The sequence below is a fragment of the Phenylobacterium composti DSM 19425 genome, from assembly GCF_059568645.1.
Genome location: NZ_JCANTT010000006.1, coordinates 18,374 through 33,100 on the forward strand (window position 1 = coordinate 18,374; position 14,727 = coordinate 33,100).

Below are 14,727 nucleotides of genomic sequence, written 5' to 3' on the forward strand. Positions count from 1 at the left end.
TCGACGGGCCGTGATGGCCGGTCTTGGGGCGGCCGCCCTCGCGGGCGGCTGCGCCAGGACGGCTGACCGCCGCACCGGCGGCGGGGTCGTGGTCGGCTCGACGGCCACGGGCGTGCCTTTCAGCTTCTACGACGTGCGCACCAACGAGCTCACCGGGGCGATGGTCGACATCGCCAAGGCCGTCGCCAACCAGGCTGGCCTGCCGGTGGAGGTCCAGGTCACCGCCTTCTCGGCGCTGATCCCCTCGCTGCGCGTCGGCAAGATCGACATCATCGCCGCGGCCATGCTGCGGACGCCGGCGCGCGAGGCGGTCGTGGCCTTCAGCGATCCCGTTTACGCCTATGGCGGCGGGGTCGTGGTGCGGGCGGACGACACCCGGCGCTACCCGGATCTCCGCGCCCTGCGGGGCCGACGGGTGGGCGCCCAGGTGGGCGGCCGCTTCGTCGACCAGCTCGTGGAGGCGGGCGTCTCGGACGTGCGCACCTACGACAGCCTGGCCGACATCCTTCGCGACCTGCGGCTGGGACGTCTCGACGCCGCCTTCGGCGACGAGCCGATCATCCGCTACTACCTGCGGGTCACCCGCACCAAGGCCCTGCGGCTGGCGGATGAGTATGTCCAGGATGCGCTGGAAGACGTCTGCCTGATCCTCCGCAAGGACGATGTCGCCCTGGCTCGCCGCGTGAATGCGGCCATTGCCCAGATCAAATCCACCAAGATCGCCGAGATCGTCCGAAAGTGGGAATTGTGATGCCCGAGGACTTTTTCGCCCGCGCTGTCGAGTTCCTGCCCGTCCTCATGAAGGGCATGGTGGTGACCATTCAGGTCACGGTCGGCGCGCTCCTGCTCAGCATCGCCCTGGGCCTCGTCTGGGCGCTCATGGGGCGCTCCCGGTTCGGGGTGCTGCGGGCCACCAGCCGGGTGGTGATCAACGTCGTGCGCGGCGTGCCGATCATCGTGCAGCTGTTCTATGTCTACTTCGTGCTGCCCGAACTGGGGCTCAGCCTGAACGCCATGGCGGCGGGCATCGTGGGCCTGGGGCTGGCCTACTCGGTCTATCAGGCCGAGAACTTCCGGGCCGGCTTCGAGTCCGTTGACCCGGCCCTGATCGAGGCCGCCCAGTCGCTGGGGCTCAGCGAGCGCAAGATCCTGCAGCGGCTGATGATGCCGCTTGCGGTCCGCACCGCCCTGCCGCCCTTCGGCAACACCTCGATCATGCTCCTCAAGGACTCGTCGATCGCCTCGACGATCACCGTGGCCGAGCTCACCCGGGCGGGTCAGCTGCTGGCCATCTCCACCTTCCAGAACATGACCGTCTACACCCTGATTGCGCTCCTCTATCTGGCCATGAGCCTGCCCCTGACGCTGGCCGTGCACCAACTCGAGCGCAGGATGTCCCGCCGATGATCGAGGTCTCTCACGTCAGCAAGGCGTTCGGCGCCAACCAGGTCCTGCGGGACGTCAGCTTCGAGGTCTCCCGCGGCGAGGTGGTCTGCCTGATCGGCCCCTCGGGCTCGGGCAAGTCCACGGTGCTTCGCTGCATCAATGGGCTCGAGACCCACGACGGCGGCGATATCCGCGTCGACGGCGTGTCGGTGACGCGCCAGTCGCTGCCGGCCATCCGGGCGAAGCTCGCGATGGTGTTCCAGCGCTTCAACCTGTTCCCGCACCGCACGGTGCTGGAGAACGTCATCGAAGGGCCGATCCACGCTCAGGGCCGTCCCCGCGCGGAGGCGGAGGCCGAGGCCCGCGAACTGCTCGCCAAGGTGGGCGTGGGCGACAAGGCCGACATGCTGCCGGGCCGGCTGTCCGGCGGTCAGCAGCAGCGGGTCGGCATCGCCCGGGCCCTGGCGATGAAGCCGCAGGCCATCCTGTTCGACGAGCCGACCTCGGCCCTCGACCCCGAGCGGGTGGGCGACGTGCTGCGGATCATGCGCGACCTCGCCGCCGAGGGCATGACCATGGTGATCGTCACCCACGAGATGGACTTCGCCCGCGAGGTGGCCGACCGCGTCCTGTTCATGGACGGCGGCGAGATTGTCGAGGCGGGCCCCGCGCGCGAGCTGCTGACCGCGCCGCGCGAGCCTCGCACCCGCACCTTCCTCGACCGCGTCCTGCGGCCGATCTGAATTCGTTTCGCCGGAGAGTCCGATGCCGATCATTTCCTTCCAGCCCGCCACCGAACTGCAGAACCTGCCGGCGCCTGTGCCGGTGAAGGTCCCGCTGGGCGAGCCCGTCGCCGAGACCCGCACCACCAGCTTCCAGGGTGAAGCGGGCTCGCGGGCCGGCGTGTGGGAATGCACGCCCGGCGTCTGGCGCCGCCAGATCCTGCAGGCCGAGTTCTGCACCTTCCTGGAAGGCGAGGCCGTGTTCGAGCCCGACGAGGGCGAGCCTGTCCGGATCAAGGCCGGCGACGCCGTCTACTTCCCGGCCAACAGCGGCGGCGTGTGGCGTATCGAGAAGACACTCCGCAAGGTCTTCATCGTCTTTAACGAGCAGGCGTGACGTGACCAGCCCCGGCTACCAAGGCATCAGCTACTGGCTCGAAACCGTCGGCGAACCGCTGACGCCGCGCCCCGAGCTCAAGGGGGACATCACCGTCGACGTGGCTATCCTCGGCGGCGGCTATTCGGGCCTTTGGACCGCCTACTACCTCCTGCGGGATAACCCCGGCCTGGAGGTGGCGATCATCGAGGCCGAGATCTGTGGCTGGGGCGCGTCGGGGCGCAACGGCGGCTGGTGCTCCAGCCGCTATCCGCTTCATCCCTACGCCCTTGAGGCGCGCTACGGCGCCGAGGTGGCTCGCCAGACCATCCAGGCCATGTACGAGACGGTCGACGAAGTCGGCCGGGTCTGCGCCGAGGAGGGCATCGAGGCCGAGTTCCGGATGAACGGCATCCTGAGCCTCGCCCGCGGCGAGGCCCAGATGTCGGCCGTACGGTCGGCCCACGCCGCCTATGAGCGGCTGGGTTTCGGCGAAGGCAACATCCTGCTCGGCGAGGAAGAGGCCCGGGCCCGGGTCAATGTGGTGGGCATCAAGGGCGCCCTCTACAGCCCGCGCAGCGGCGCGGTGCATCCGGCCAAGCTCGTCCGCGGGCTGGCCCGTGCGGTCGAACGCAAGGGCGCGGCGATCTACGAGCAGACGCGGGTCCAGCGGATCGTCACCGGCCGCGATGCGGGTCTTGAGACCACCGGCGGGCGGGTGCGCGCGCGCCGGGCCGTCGTGGCCGCCGGCGAGGCCTATCTGCCGAAGGTGGGCGGCTTCGAGCGCGCCCTCGTTCCGATGTCTTCCAGCATCGTGCTGACCGCGCCCCTGACCGAGGCGCAGTGGGCCGAAATCGGCTGGCAGGGCGGCGAGGGCCTGGGCTCCCAGGCCCACACGGTGGACTACCTGACCCGGACGACCGATGGCCGCATCCTCTACGGTAGCCGCGGCGCGCCCTACCTGTACGGTTCGGCGACCGAAGGCGCCGACGAGGTGTTCGCCAAGACCTCGGCGGAGATGCGCGAGCAGCTTTGCGGCTGGTTCCCGATCCTGCGGGAAGTGGGCTTCACCCACGCCTGGCACGGTTTCCTGGGCGTCGCCCGGGACTGGAACCCGACGGTCGCCTTTGACCCTGAGACCCGCCTGGGCACGCTCCACGGCTACACCGGCCGCGGGGTGTCGACCACGAACATGGCCGCCCGGCTGCTCTCCAGCCAGATCCTGGGGCGCGAGACGCCGCTGGCGCGCCTGCCCCTGGCGGACCGCTCGCCGAAGTGGGAGCCGGAGCCGTTCCGGTGGCTGGGAATCCGCTATGTGCAGGACGCCATGCGGCGGATGGACGTCGCCCGGGACGCGGGCAAGCCGCAGCCCTTGGACGCCCCGCTGGCGCATTGGCTCGGCGACCAGTAACTAGCCGCCTCGGCCGCAGGGCGCGGGGAGAGGCTTTCGATGGCAGGCGGCGCGCTCCCAAGACCGGGTGACACGGCCGTGGGCGCGCCCGCCGCCTCGCTGTTGGTGGTTCTGGGGCTCGTCCTCCAGAACCTGGGGGCGGCCTACGCCAAGGCATTGTTCCCAGCCGTCGGCGCCCTGGGCGCGACGGCCCTGCGGGTGGCCCTCGCCGCGCTCATCCTGGCGGCCCTGACGCGCCCCTGGCGAGGACTGCGGCGGGGCGTCCTCTGGCCCGCGGTGCTGCCCTACGGCCTCGTGCTGGGGCTGATGAACATCCTCATCTACCAGGCGTTCGCCCGCATCCCGATCGGGCTCGCCGTGGCCATCGAACTGATCGGGCCGCTGGCCGTGGTGATCATCGGTTCGCGGAAGGCCCAGGACCTGCTCTTCGCGGGCCTCGCCATGGCCGGGCTCGCCCTGCTGCTGCCGCTGAAGGGGGCGGCGGGCCTTGATCTGCTGGGCGTCGGCTTCGCCCTCGGCGCCGCCGCGTCCTGGGCGCTCTACATCCTGCTCGGCTCTCGGGCGGCGGGGGCGGGATCCGGCCCGCAGACCGTGGCGCTGGGCCTCGCGGCGGCGACCCTGGTGACGGCCCCCCTAGGGCTGTGGTCGGCCGGGGCGGCGCTGTTCCGCCCCAAGGCCCTGGCCGCGGGCCTGGCGCTGGCGGTGCTCTCGAGCGCTGCGCCCTACACCCTGGAGATGATGGCGCTACGGCGGCTGCCGCCCCGGGCGTTCGGCCTGCTGGTATGCGCCGCGCCGGCGGTGGCCACGGTGATCGGCTGGCTGGTCCTCGGCGAGCGCCTGTCGCCGCTCCACGCCCTGGCCGTGGCCCTGATCACCATCGCCTGCGTGGGCGGGGCGGCGCGCGCCCGGACCGTGGACGTCGGCGCCGGCTGACCCCGCCGCGTCAGCGCGCGGGCGGATTCGGCGGGGTGAAGCCGTCGGGGAAGAAGCCGCGCAGCAGGGCCTCGACCGCCACGGTGACCGGACCGGAGATCTGCCGCTTGCCGGCTTCCATCTCGAGGATGCGGCTCGCACCGTGGTTCTCGGCGAACCGCAGGGCCCGGGCGAGATCGGCGGGCGACCAGCCCATGGCCTCGCGGGCCTGACGAAGGTGTTCGCCGTTCTTGATCATTGTCCTTCTTCCGTATCCCCGCGCCGACTCACGCGCATGCGGCGGCTCACTACACAGCGCCGCCCTTCGGGGGAAGCCGGACCCGGCGTCGTGGGCTGAAAGGGCGCAGCGTTGGTGGGCTAGTCGAGCCAGCGGCAGACGGCGGCTTCCACCACTTCCCGGGCGCGCCGGGGCGAGAGGCCCTGTTCCCGCCGCAGCCGGGCCCAGGTTTCGAAGCTGAGAAGCAGGTCCAGAATCTCCAGGCGAACCCGGTCCTTGGCCACCTCGGGCGGCAAGATCGCCTTCAGGATGCGGCGCAGCTCCACGGCCAGCCGTCCGGCGTCCGCTTCCAGGAACGGAGAGCGATGGCGGACCGCGTCCGATGCGCGCTTGAAGGGGGCGATCCGCTCGAAGGCCATGGATCGCCGCGCCACCAGCTCCAGCACGCGCCCCTGCCAGTCGGGCGAGCGGAAGGGCTGCGCCACCACCGCCCGGAGCTCGGCCTCGATGGCGCCGGCCATTTCCCGGTAGAGGCTGTCCATGTCCTGGAAGTGGCGGAAGACCGTGCGCAAGCCGACCTGCGCCCGGGCGGCCACCTGTTCCGCACTGGGCGCGACCTCGCCGGCGTGGATGATCTCCAGCATGGCGCGGACGATGCGGGCTCGGTTGTCGAGGCCACGGCGGCGTCGCCCGTCCGTCTGGGCGTCCGTCTGGGCCTCGTCCTGCAGGACGGCTTCCGCAGATGTGTTCGTCGGCGTCCTTGCCACGCGTCCTCGCTGTGCGCCCCCGTGTGATTAGGGCGCCGGGGGCGGGCTGCCTAGAGCACGGCGTTCCGGCGGCTGCCCCGCCGGATTTCCCGGGTGTCGGCCGGGAGGCTGATCAGGTCGCCGTCGCGGCCCACCCGCACCGGCCCGCGGTAGATCTTGCGGGCCTCGCCCAGCCAGGGCCCTTCCAGGGCGGGGACCGGCAGCGGCGGGATGATGTGGGTGAAGAGCAGGTAGCGGACCCCCGCCCGCTGGGCGAGGCCGGCCACCTCCTCGGGGGCGGCGTGGTAGGAGGGAATGTCGTGCAGGATGCTGGCGATATTGGTTTGGCCGCCCTTGGCCGCGACCCTGGCCTGCATGGCCACCAGCCGCGGCGACAGGCCTTCGTGGACCAGGAGGTCCGCGTCCCGGGCGGCCGCCTCCAGGCGGGGTGACGCGGCGGTGTCGCCGCTGATCACGACGCTGCGCCCCTTGTAGTCGAAGCGGTAGCCGACAGCGGGGGCGGCTGGGGCATGCGCCACCGGGAAGGCGACGACCCGCAAGCCGCCGTCGTCGATGAGCACCGTCTCGGCGTCTCCCGGCGCGAAGGGGCGCGGATCGCCGCCGAAACCGGCCGGCGGGGTCACCTCGGGGCCGTGATGGGCCACGCGATATCCCCGGTCGAGGGTGTAGGCCGCCTCGAAACCGTCCACCACCTGATCCACCCCGGTGGGGCCATAGACGGGCAGGGGCGCCTTCTGCGCGCCGCCCGCCCAGCGCTGCAGCAGGAGCTCGCCCAGGCCGTCGATGTGGTCGGAATGGAAGTGGGTGAGGAACGCCGCCTCGACGCGGTTGGGCGGAAGGTTCATCAGCAGCAGGCTCCGGGCCGCGCCCGCACCGGCGTCCACAATGAACAGCCGCCGGCCGGCCAGGACCGCTGTGCAGGGGCCGCTGCGGGTGGGGTCGGGCAGGGGCGAGCCTGCGCCACAGAGGGTGACGTGCAGCCCGTCTTCCAGCCCTGCGTACGGGTCCGAGGCCAGCGCCCGGCCATAGATGCGCTCCATAGCCGCCAGCGCGATCTGGCCGCGCAACGCCCAGAGCCCGACGGAGGCCGCGGCCACCACGAGCACCACGAGCGCCAGCACCTTGCTCCAACGCGGCATCCCATCCTCCCTGGCCGCCGGCTTGACCGCCGGCGTTAGTAATGACACGCATAATGTCACTATATTGGCCGTAAGCAAGGCCATGGTCAGGGCCCGTGGGAGGAGTGCTGGGAATGCAGGTGTTGAGGACGCCGGACGCGCGCTTCGAGGGGCTGGCCGACTGGCCGTTCGCCCCGCGCTATGTGGACATCACCGACGCCGACGGCACGCCCCTGCGCATCCACCACGTCGACGAGGGGCCGGCCGATGGCGCGCCCGTGCTTCTGATGCACGGCGAGCCCTCGTGGGCCTATCTCTACCGCCACATTATCCCGAAGCTGACGGCGCGGGGCCATCGGGCCATCGCCCCCGATCTGGTGGGCTTCGGCCGGTCGGACAAGCCGGCGTCGCGCATCGACTACACCTACGCCCGACACGTGGCCTGGATGAGCGCCTGGTTCGAGGCCATGGACCTGTCGGGGGCCCACCTGTTCTGCCAGGACTGGGGCGGCCTGATCGGCCTGCGGCTGGTGGCGGCCTGGCCGGAGCGCTTTGCGGGCGTCGTGGTGTCCAACACCGGCCTGCCGGTAGGGGGCGGGGCGGTGACCGACGGGTTCAAGGCCTGGCTGCAGTTCAGCCAGACGGTTCCCGAACTGCCGATCGGCTTCCTGCTCAATGGCGGCTCGGCCCGCGAGCTGACGGCGGCGGAGATGGCCGCCTATGACGCACCGTTCCCGGACGAGAGCTACAAGGAGGGGGCGCGGCAGTTCCCGGCCCTGGTGCCGGTGACCGCCGAGCATGAGGGCGTGGCCGAGAACCAGGCGGCCTGGAAGGTGCTTGAGGCGTTCCACAAGCCCGTGGTCACAGCCTTCAGCGACGGCGACCCGATCACCCGGGGCGGTGAGGAGGTGTTCCAGACGCGCATTCCGGGCGCAAAGGGCCAGCCGCACGTGACCCTGCACGGGGGCCACTTCGTGCAGGAGGACAGCCCGGCCGAGATCGCCGAGTTGATCGACGATCTCATCCGTCGCAGCCGCTGAGCCCCGTCAGCCTGGCCGGCGGCAGGCTCGGTTGTCGCAGAGTCAGTTGTCCCAGAGGACGTATTCGTCGCCGGGCAGCTGCTTCATCCCGCCGGGCTTGTCCACGAACACCGGGGCCTGAAGCAGCGACGGCCAGATCGGCTTGGCGCTCTGGGCCTCCTGGGCGCGGATCAGGGCGAGCATGGCGGCGACCCGCTGGGGCTCGGTCTTGGACAGGTCGCGGCGTTCGGTGGGATCGTCGGCCAGGTTGAACAGCCAGACCTTGCCCAGGGCCTCGTTGCTCTGGAGCTTCCAGTCGCCGTCGATCACCGCCTTGTACTGGCCGCTGCGCCAGAACAGCGTCTGGTGCGGGCGGCCCGGGACCGCGCCCTGCACGTGGGGCAGGAGGTCGACGCCGTCCACCACGCGGTCCCGGGGAATCTCCGCGCCGGCGGCGGTGGCGGCCGTGGCGAAGATGTCCACGTGGCCGACCGGGTGCGGAAAACGCCTGCCAGCCGGGATCACGCCGGGCCAGCGCATGAAGAACGGCGCGCGCACGCCGCCTTCGAAGAAGGTCGATTTCCAGCCCCGGAAGGGCTTGTTCACGTCGGGCAGGCCGAGGTAGCCGGCGCCGCCGTTGTCGCTGGTGAAGATCACCAGGGTGTTGCGGTCCAGCCCTTCGTCGCGCAGGGCCTGCAGGATCAGGCCGATGTTGTGGTCGAGGTTGCGCATCATCGCCCCATAGACCCGCTCCCGGTGGTCCTTGATCTGGGGCAGGGCGTCGTAGTCCGAGCGCTTGGCCTGCAGTGGCGTGTGGATGGCGTTTGGTGCGAAGTAGAGGAAGAACGGACGGTTACGGTTGGCGCGGATGGCCTTCACCGCCTCCTCGGCCAGGTAGTCGGTCATGTAGCCGCGGGGCTGGAAGAGCTCCCCGCCGTTGTACTGGACGCTGTAGGGCAGGTTCGACCACAGGAAGCGGTCGATGGCGTCCCAGGGCTGCTTGGAATTGACCACGTCCGGGTGTTTCTCGGGCAGGTACATGGAGCCGCCGGGGATGAAGCCCAGGCTCTCGTCGAAGCCCTGATCCTCGGGGCGCGAGCCCTTGGCGCCGCCCAGGTGCCACTTGCCCAGATGGATGGTGTGGTAGCCGCGGGCCTTCAGCACCTCGGCGATGGTGATCTCGCCGGCCGGCATGCTGAGGGTGTTGACCGCCGTGGGCGTCGGGGCCGTGCTGCCGGGGGGCATCTGGGCGATGCGGTCGGCGAAGAACCTGGGCTTTACGATCGCGCCGGGCTCAGGCTCGGTGCCGACCATCCGCTCGAAGGCGACGGGGGCGGGGGTGAACTCGAAGCCGAAGCGGGTGGCGTAGCGGCCGGTCATCACCGCCGCCCGGGACGGCGCGCAGGTGGCGTTGCCGGCGTAGCCGCGGGCGAAGTCCACGCCTTCACGGCCGATGGAGTCGATGTTCGGGGTGGGCACGGCGCCGCCGGCCACCCCGCCGCCATTGAAGGTGATGTCGTTGTAGCCGAGGTCGTCGGCCAGGATGAAGACGATGTTCGGTGGGCGCGGGCCCTCTGGCGCGACCTGCGGCCCCGCGGCCCACTCCACAGGCCGGTTGGGGGCCACGTGCGGCATCCGCGCCCGGGCGATGGCGGCGAGGATGTCGGTGCGCTTCACATAGGCGGCGCCGCCCACGGCGGCCACGAGCGCCACGCCGCCGAGGACCCAGGCCCAACGCTTCATCGCACCCTCCGCTCATGTCGTCGGGTGGAAGCATATAATGACATTATGTGTGCCGCTAGTTGCCGGGGTGGCCTGGCTTCATCGGCGTGAACAGCAGCTTGTCGATGCGTCGCTGGTCCATGTCGATCACCTCGACCCTGAAGCGGCCGAGGGTGAGGATCTCGCCTTCCTCGGGCAGGCGGCCCAGGCGATGCAGCACGAGGCCTGCGGCGGTGTGATAGCCGCCGTCCTCGAACTCGTCGTCCAGGGCGTCGCTGAGCTCGACGATGTCGGTCTTGCCGTCCACCAGATACGAGCCGTCCTCGCGGCGGACGATGGCCTGGCCGGGGGCGTCGTGGCCTTCGTTGAAGTCGCCGGCGATCATCTCCAGCAGGTCGGTGGGCGTGATGACCCCTTCCAGGCCGCCGAATTCGTCGACGACGAAGGCCATGTGCAGGCGCGAGGCCTGGAGCTGCTCCAGCGCCTGGAGCAGGGAGGTGGTTTCGGGAATGTAGATCGGCTGCTTGGCGAGTTTGGCGAGGTCGAGCGGGTGCCCCGACAGCAGGCAGTCGGCCACCGCCGACTTGTGGACGACGCCCAGCGGCGCGTCGAAGTCGTGGCCCTTGACCACCACGAACCGCGAATAGGGGCAGGCCCGGACCTCGTCGCGGATGACGTTCTCGGGGTCGTCCAGGGAGATCCAGTAGACGTCGGTGCGGGGCGTCATGGCGACGCGCACGGGCCGGTCGCCCAGCCGCATGATCTCCTGCATCATCGCCTTTTCCTGGGGCTCGATGACCCCGGCTCCGGTTCCCTCGGTAAGGACGGACTCGACTTCTTCCTGGGTGACCGAGGAGCCGTCGCTGTCGCGCACGCGCAGCAGGCGCAGCACTGTGGCTGTGGAGAAGGTGAGCAGGGTCACGAACGGCCCCATGATGCGCGCGAGCATCGACAGCGGGCGGGCGACGACGCCGGCGATAAGCTCGGGATGGATGAGGGCCAGGCGCTTGGGCACCAGCTCGCCGAGGATCAGCGAGAAATAGGTGAGCAGGACCACGACCACGCCGGTGGCGATGTGCTCGGAGTAGGGCGCGAGCAGCGGAAAGGCCTCCAGCCGTTCGTCCAGCTCGGCGGCGATGGTCGCCTGGCCGAAGGCGCCGGCGAGGATGCCGATGAGGGTGATGCCCACCTGCACCGCCGAGAGGAAGCGCGTGGGGTCCTGGGCCAGCTTCAGGGCCGCGGCTGCGCCCCGGTCGCCCTTGTCCGCTCTCGCCTGGAGCTTGGCCCGACGTGACGAGACCACGGCCAGTTCGGACATGGCGAAGACGCCGTTCAGCAGCACCAGGAGGAGCACGACGGCGGTAGCGAGCAGCAACATTTCCGGAGAGATCAGCGTGGCGCCAGGCGGCCACGGCTTCAGGCTAGCGCCTTACGGGCTCTGCGCGAAGCGCTGTCCCGATCCTCACCGGCCGAAAGCTGACGTAGCGTACGATTGGCGCAGCTTTCGGGAACCCGTTACACAAGGCGAATGACCGACCGCGCGAACGATGTCGACGTGGAGGCTGGCGCCCCGGTGCGGCGCGGTCCCACGCGGCGTTTCGAGGCCCGGCGCAACGACATCATCCGGTCGGCCATCACCGAAATGAACCGTAAGGGCGTGCGCGGCATGACCCTGGGCGAGGTCGCCGCCCGGCTGAACCTCGTGCCCACGGCGGTGATCTACTACTTCCGCAACAAGGAGGAGCTGGCCGCCGCGGCCCTGTTGCAGGGCCTGGAGATGTTTCAGGGCCTGGCTGGCGCAGGCGCGCGGGCGGGGCCGGACGAGACGGCGCGGCTCGCCGCCTTCGTGGAAGCCTATTTCGACTTCCGGCGGCGGCTGGCCCGCGGCGAGGCCGACGAGGCGCCGCTGTTCAACGACATCCGGGCCCTGAACAGCGCGCCGGTGAACGAGGCCTTCGTCGAGATGTTCCGGCAGGTGCGCGCCCTTCTGGCCGCGCCTGAGCGGCTGCCGCGCCAGCACGCCAACGCCCGCGCGCACCTTCTGCTGTCAGAAATCCTCTGGATACCGGCCTGGCTCGGGCGGATTCAGCCTGGCGACTATCCGCGCACGGCCGCCCGGACGGTGGACATCCTCACGCGCGGCTTTCTGCCCTCCGGCGCATCCTGGCCGGACCTTCGGCCTCTGAGCCTCGAGCGGGCGGGCGATCCCAGCGCCCAGGCCTCGTCGGAACTGTTCCTGCGGGCAGCGACGGAGCTGATCAACGAGGAGGGTTATCACGGCGCCTCGGTGGAGCGGATTTCGGCCCGTCTCAACGTCAGCAAGGGCGCCTTCTACCACCACAACGCCGGCAAGGACGAGCTGGTGGCCGCCTGCTTCCAGCGCACCTTCGACATCATGTGGCGGGCGATCCATGCGGCCGAGGCCGAGGGCGGCTCCGGGCTGGAGGTGCTGGTTGGCGCGGCCACAGCGCTGATCGAGCGGCAGGTGAGCGGCGGCGCCCCGCTGCTGCGCAGCTCGGCCCTCACCACCCTGCCGGAAGGGATGCGCTCCGGGATGCTGGAGGCCTTTGACCGGCTGTCGCACCGTTTCGCCTCGATCATCTGCGACGGGATAGCCGATGGTTCGATCCGGCCGCTGGACGTGAACATCGCCGCCCAGATGGTGACCGCGGCCATCAACGCCGCCGCCGAGCTCAGCTCCTGGACGCGGGGCATCGCCCCGGCGGCGGTGGCGGAACTTTATGTGAGACCCCTGTTCGAGGGGCTGGTGTCGCCGCCCGCCTGACCCGCGGCCGGCAAGGGGAGGGTCAAGTCTTGAACAAGGAAATCCTGTCGCCGGGGCCGGCGCTCTCCCAAGACGGCGCTCAACCACGACTTAGCCTGACGACGCGGCTCTTCTACGGCTTCGGTTCGGTGGCGTTCGGGGCCAAGGACAACGGCTTTTCCTACTTCCTGGCCTTCTTCTACGCCCAGGTTGTGGGGCTGCCGGCGGCCAAGGTGGGGCTGGCGATCATGGTCGCCTTGATCATCGACGCCTTTATCGACCCGGTCCTGGGCCAGCTCTCGGACAACACCCGCTCGAAGTGGGGCCGGCGCCACCCGTTCATGTACGCCGCCGCCCTGCCGGTAGCCCTGTCATACCTGCTGTTGTGGAACCCGCCGCAGGGCTGGAGCGAGAATGCGCTGATCGCCTATCTGGTGGTGACGGCGATCCTGATCCGCACCTTCATCAGCACCTATGAGATTCCGTCGGCGGCGCTGTCGGCCGAACTGACCACGGATTACGACGAGCGCACGCAGCTCCTGTCGTACCGTTTCCTGTTCTCGTGGATCGGGGGGCTGGCCACCTATGCGGCGGCCCTCGCCATCTTCCTGCGGCCCACCGCCGAATATCCCGTGGGACAGCTCAATCCGCAGGGCTACTCCAGCTACGGCGCCTTCGCCGCCCTGGTGATGCTGACGGCGATCCTGGTCTCCGCTCTGGGCACCCACCGAGAGATCAAGCGCCTGCGCGCCCCGCCCCACGAGCGGATCAGCATGGGCCGGTTCTGGCGCGAGATGGGCGGCACGCTGGCCAACCGGTCGTTCCTGATGATCCTGGGGGCGGCCTTCTTCCTGGCCATGGCCACGGGCCTGGGGTTCGCCATCAGCCTCTATTTCGCGACCTACTTCTGGGCCTTCAGCTCGGGACAGATCGCAGGCTTCACCGCCTCAAGCCTGATCGGGGCGGTGATCGCCTTCGCCGCTGCGCCGCGGGTGGCCGCTCGGTTCGACAAGAAGCCGGCGGCGATGGCGCTCGTGCCGACGGCCCTGACCTTCGCGGTCCTGCCGGTGATCCTCCGGCTCCTGGGCCTGATGCCGGCCAACGGCGAGGGGGCGCTCTATGCGGCGGTGTTCGCCACCAACCTGATCTCCCAGTCGGCGGCGACCACGGCGGGCATCCTGTTCGTGTCGATGATCGCCGACGTGGTGGAGGATGCCGAACTGAAGACCGGCCGTCGGCAGGAGGGGCTGTTCTTCGCCGCCGCCGCCTTCGTCAACAAGGCGGTCTCGGGCCTGGGCATCTTCGGGGCGTCGCTGATCGTGGGCGCCATCGGATTCCCCCAGGGCGCGGCGCCCGGAGAGGTGTCGGCGGAGGTGCTGCGCGCCCTGGGCCGCGTCTATGTGCCGGTGCAGCTGGCGCTCTACGGGCTCGCCACCGTCTTCCTGCTGGGCTACGGCATCAGCCGCGCGAGTCACGGGGAGACGCTTCGCCTGCTCGCGGCGCGGGCCGCCCAGGCGCGCGGGAGTGAGCCGGAGCGTTTGTGAGGAGTTGACCATGACCGTCGAGGAACTGCTGGCCCAGGATTTCGGGACCATCGCTGATGTGATCCGGGCGCAGGCGGCGGAAGTGGGGGAGAAGTCTGCGCTGATCGACGCGCAGCGGACGATCTCCTACGCCGAGCTCGACCGTCTGATGGACCGCATCGCCGCGGCGCTGCAGCGGGACGGCGTGGGCAAGGCCGAGGTGGCGGCGATCTGCGCCACGACCTCGGCGACCTATGGGGCGACCTTCCTGGGCATCCTGCGGGCAGGGGCCGTCGTGGCCCCGCTGGCGCCCTCGTCGACGCCGGAGAGCCTGGTGCTGCAGCTGAAGGACTGCGGGGCCAAGGTGTTCTTCCTGGACAAGGGAGTGGCCGAGGCCCTGGCCGGGGTCATGGACGAGGTGAGCGCCCTGCGCGTGGCCCTCGACGGCTCCGACGCCGGCGTGCCCCTGGAGGCCTGGCTGGCGCCCGAGGACGCCAAGCCGGTGCTGCATGAGATCGACCCGGACCAGGGCTTCAACATCATCTATTCGTCGGGCACCACCGGCACGCCCAAGGGCATCGTCCAGCCGCACCGGATGCGCTGGGGCCAGATCCGCCGGGGCGTCTATCCGTCGGACGCGGTGACCCTGATCTCCACGCCGCTCTATTCGAACACCACCCTGGTCTCGTTCCTGCCCACGGTCTCCAACGGCGGGACGGCGGTGCTGCTGGGCAAGTTCGACGTGGAGCAGTTCCTGCAGCTGTCGGAG

At 70.3% G+C, this 14,727-nt stretch carries 15 protein-coding genes; 10 read left to right on the plus strand and 5 right to left on the minus strand.

What is annotated here, in order from left to right:
* Window positions 1–13 precede the first annotated feature (13 nt).
* The 6 genes from BO64_RS02610 (at window position 14) to BO64_RS02635 (ending at window position 4,828) form a co-directional block, all read left to right on the plus strand.
* A complete protein-coding gene (locus BO64_RS02610) occupies window positions 14–751 on the plus strand; it encodes an ABC transporter substrate-binding protein (protein WP_496401715.1) in 738 nt (245 codons plus the stop codon).
* Window positions 751–1,407 carry an amino acid ABC transporter permease gene (locus BO64_RS02615; protein ID WP_496401716.1) on the plus strand — a complete coding sequence of 219 codons (657 nt, stop codon included), beginning with the start codon at window positions 751–753 and terminating at the stop codon, window positions 1,405–1,407. The genes BO64_RS02610 and BO64_RS02615 overlap by 1 nt, the downstream gene beginning before the upstream one ends.
* Window positions 1,404–2,129, plus strand: coding sequence for an amino acid ABC transporter ATP-binding protein (locus BO64_RS02620; RefSeq protein WP_496401717.1), 726 nt, complete (start codon window positions 1,404–1,406; stop codon window positions 2,127–2,129). The genes BO64_RS02615 and BO64_RS02620 overlap by 4 nt, the downstream gene beginning before the upstream one ends.
* 22 nt (window positions 2,130–2,151) lie before the next feature.
* On the plus strand, window positions 2,152–2,505 hold the full coding sequence (locus BO64_RS02625; RefSeq protein WP_496401718.1) for a cupin domain-containing protein: 354 nt from the start codon (window positions 2,152–2,154) through the stop codon (window positions 2,503–2,505).
* Window position 2,506: 1 nt separating this feature from the next.
* Window positions 2,507–3,895 (plus strand): NAD(P)/FAD-dependent oxidoreductase, encoded by a 1,389-nt coding sequence (locus tag BO64_RS02630; RefSeq protein WP_496401719.1) that lies wholly within the window; start codon window positions 2,507–2,509, stop codon window positions 3,893–3,895.
* A gap of 78 nt (window positions 3,896–3,973) precedes the next feature.
* A complete protein-coding gene (locus BO64_RS02635; protein ID WP_496401720.1) occupies window positions 3,974–4,828 on the plus strand; it encodes an EamA family transporter in 855 nt (284 codons plus the stop codon).
* Between the two features lie 10 nt (window positions 4,829–4,838).
* Here the strand turns inward: BO64_RS02635 and BO64_RS02640 are convergent, their stop codons facing one another.
* The 3 genes from BO64_RS02640 to BO64_RS02650 all read right to left on the minus strand — a co-directional run bounded on the left by BO64_RS02640 (window position 4,839) and on the right by BO64_RS02650 (window position 6,951).
* On the minus strand, window positions 4,839–5,066 hold the full coding sequence (locus BO64_RS02640; RefSeq protein WP_496401721.1) for a helix-turn-helix domain-containing protein: 228 nt from the start codon (window positions 5,064–5,066) through the stop codon (window positions 4,839–4,841).
* 119 nt (window positions 5,067–5,185) lie between these two features.
* The gene (locus BO64_RS02645) at window positions 5,186–5,812 is read right to left on the minus strand and encodes a TetR/AcrR family transcriptional regulator (RefSeq protein WP_496401722.1); all 627 of its coding nucleotides are present in this window, start codon (window positions 5,810–5,812) and stop codon (window positions 5,186–5,188) included.
* 50 nt (window positions 5,813–5,862) lie between these two features.
* The gene (locus BO64_RS02650) at window positions 5,863–6,951 is read right to left on the minus strand and encodes a ribonuclease Z (protein WP_496401723.1); all 1,089 of its coding nucleotides are present in this window, start codon (window positions 6,949–6,951) and stop codon (window positions 5,863–5,865) included.
* A 113-nt stretch (window positions 6,952–7,064) separates the two neighbouring features.
* Here BO64_RS02650 and BO64_RS02655 point away from each other — a divergent pair, with 113 nt between their 5' ends.
* Window positions 7,065–7,970 carry a haloalkane dehalogenase gene (locus BO64_RS02655; protein ID WP_496401724.1) on the plus strand — a complete coding sequence of 302 codons (906 nt, stop codon included), beginning with the start codon at window positions 7,065–7,067 and terminating at the stop codon, window positions 7,968–7,970.
* A gap of 42 nt (window positions 7,971–8,012) precedes the next feature.
* Here the strand turns inward: BO64_RS02655 and BO64_RS02660 are convergent, their stop codons facing one another.
* Together BO64_RS02660 and BO64_RS02665 are read right to left on the minus strand one after the other, a co-directional pair.
* The gene (locus BO64_RS02660) at window positions 8,013–9,692 is read right to left on the minus strand and encodes a sulfatase-like hydrolase/transferase (protein ID WP_496401725.1); all 1,680 of its coding nucleotides are present in this window, start codon (window positions 9,690–9,692) and stop codon (window positions 8,013–8,015) included.
* Window positions 9,693–9,747: 55 nt separating this feature from the next.
* Window positions 9,748–11,049: a hemolysin family protein gene (locus BO64_RS02665; RefSeq protein ID WP_496401726.1), complete on the minus strand. Its 1,302-nt coding sequence runs from the start codon at window positions 11,047–11,049 to the stop codon at window positions 9,748–9,750.
* A gap of 150 nt (window positions 11,050–11,199) precedes the next feature.
* On the opposite strand from BO64_RS02665, the gene BO64_RS02670 reads away from it, so the two are divergent.
* From BO64_RS02670 to BO64_RS02680, 3 genes are all read left to right on the plus strand, one after another.
* Window positions 11,200–12,456 (plus strand): TetR/AcrR family transcriptional regulator, encoded by a 1,257-nt coding sequence (locus BO64_RS02670; protein WP_496401727.1) that lies wholly within the window; start codon window positions 11,200–11,202, stop codon window positions 12,454–12,456.
* A gap of 29 nt (window positions 12,457–12,485) precedes the next feature.
* Window positions 12,486–13,979, plus strand: a complete 1,494-nt coding sequence (locus BO64_RS02675; protein WP_496401728.1) for an MFS transporter — start codon at window positions 12,486–12,488, stop codon at window positions 13,977–13,979.
* A 10-nt stretch (window positions 13,980–13,989) separates the two neighbouring features.
* Window positions 13,990–14,727 (plus strand): AMP-binding protein (locus tag BO64_RS02680; protein ID WP_496401729.1); only part of this gene is annotated, 738 nt, incomplete at its 3' end.

Excerpts from the sequence above, each read along its gene's own strand:
- BO64_RS02670 (WP_496401727.1), top strand. The coding sequence starts at position 11,200 with ATGACCGACCGCGCGAACGATGTCGACGTGGAGGCTGGCGCCCCGGTG.
- BO64_RS02665 (WP_496401726.1), bottom strand. The coding sequence starts at position 11,049 with ATGTTGCTGCTCGCTACCGCCGTCGTGCTCCTCCTGGTGCTGCTGAAC.
- BO64_RS02660 (WP_496401725.1), bottom strand. The coding sequence starts at position 9,692 with ATGAAGCGTTGGGCCTGGGTCCTCGGCGGCGTGGCGCTCGTGGCCGCC.
- BO64_RS02640 (WP_496401721.1), bottom strand. The coding sequence starts at position 5,066 with ATGATCAAGAACGGCGAACACCTTCGTCAGGCCCGCGAGGCCATGGGC.
- BO64_RS02615 (WP_496401716.1), top strand. The coding sequence starts at position 751 with ATGCCCGAGGACTTTTTCGCCCGCGCTGTCGAGTTCCTGCCCGTCCTC.
- BO64_RS02650 (WP_496401723.1), bottom strand. The coding sequence starts at position 6,951 with ATGCCGCGTTGGAGCAAGGTGCTGGCGCTCGTGGTGCTCGTGGTGGCC.
- BO64_RS02610 (WP_496401715.1), top strand. The coding sequence starts at position 14 with ATGGCCGGTCTTGGGGCGGCCGCCCTCGCGGGCGGCTGCGCCAGGACG.
- BO64_RS02625 (WP_496401718.1), top strand. The coding sequence starts at position 2,152 with ATGCCGATCATTTCCTTCCAGCCCGCCACCGAACTGCAGAACCTGCCG.
- BO64_RS02620 (WP_496401717.1), top strand. The coding sequence starts at position 1,404 with ATGATCGAGGTCTCTCACGTCAGCAAGGCGTTCGGCGCCAACCAGGTC.
- BO64_RS02655 (WP_496401724.1), top strand. The coding sequence starts at position 7,065 with ATGCAGGTGTTGAGGACGCCGGACGCGCGCTTCGAGGGGCTGGCCGAC.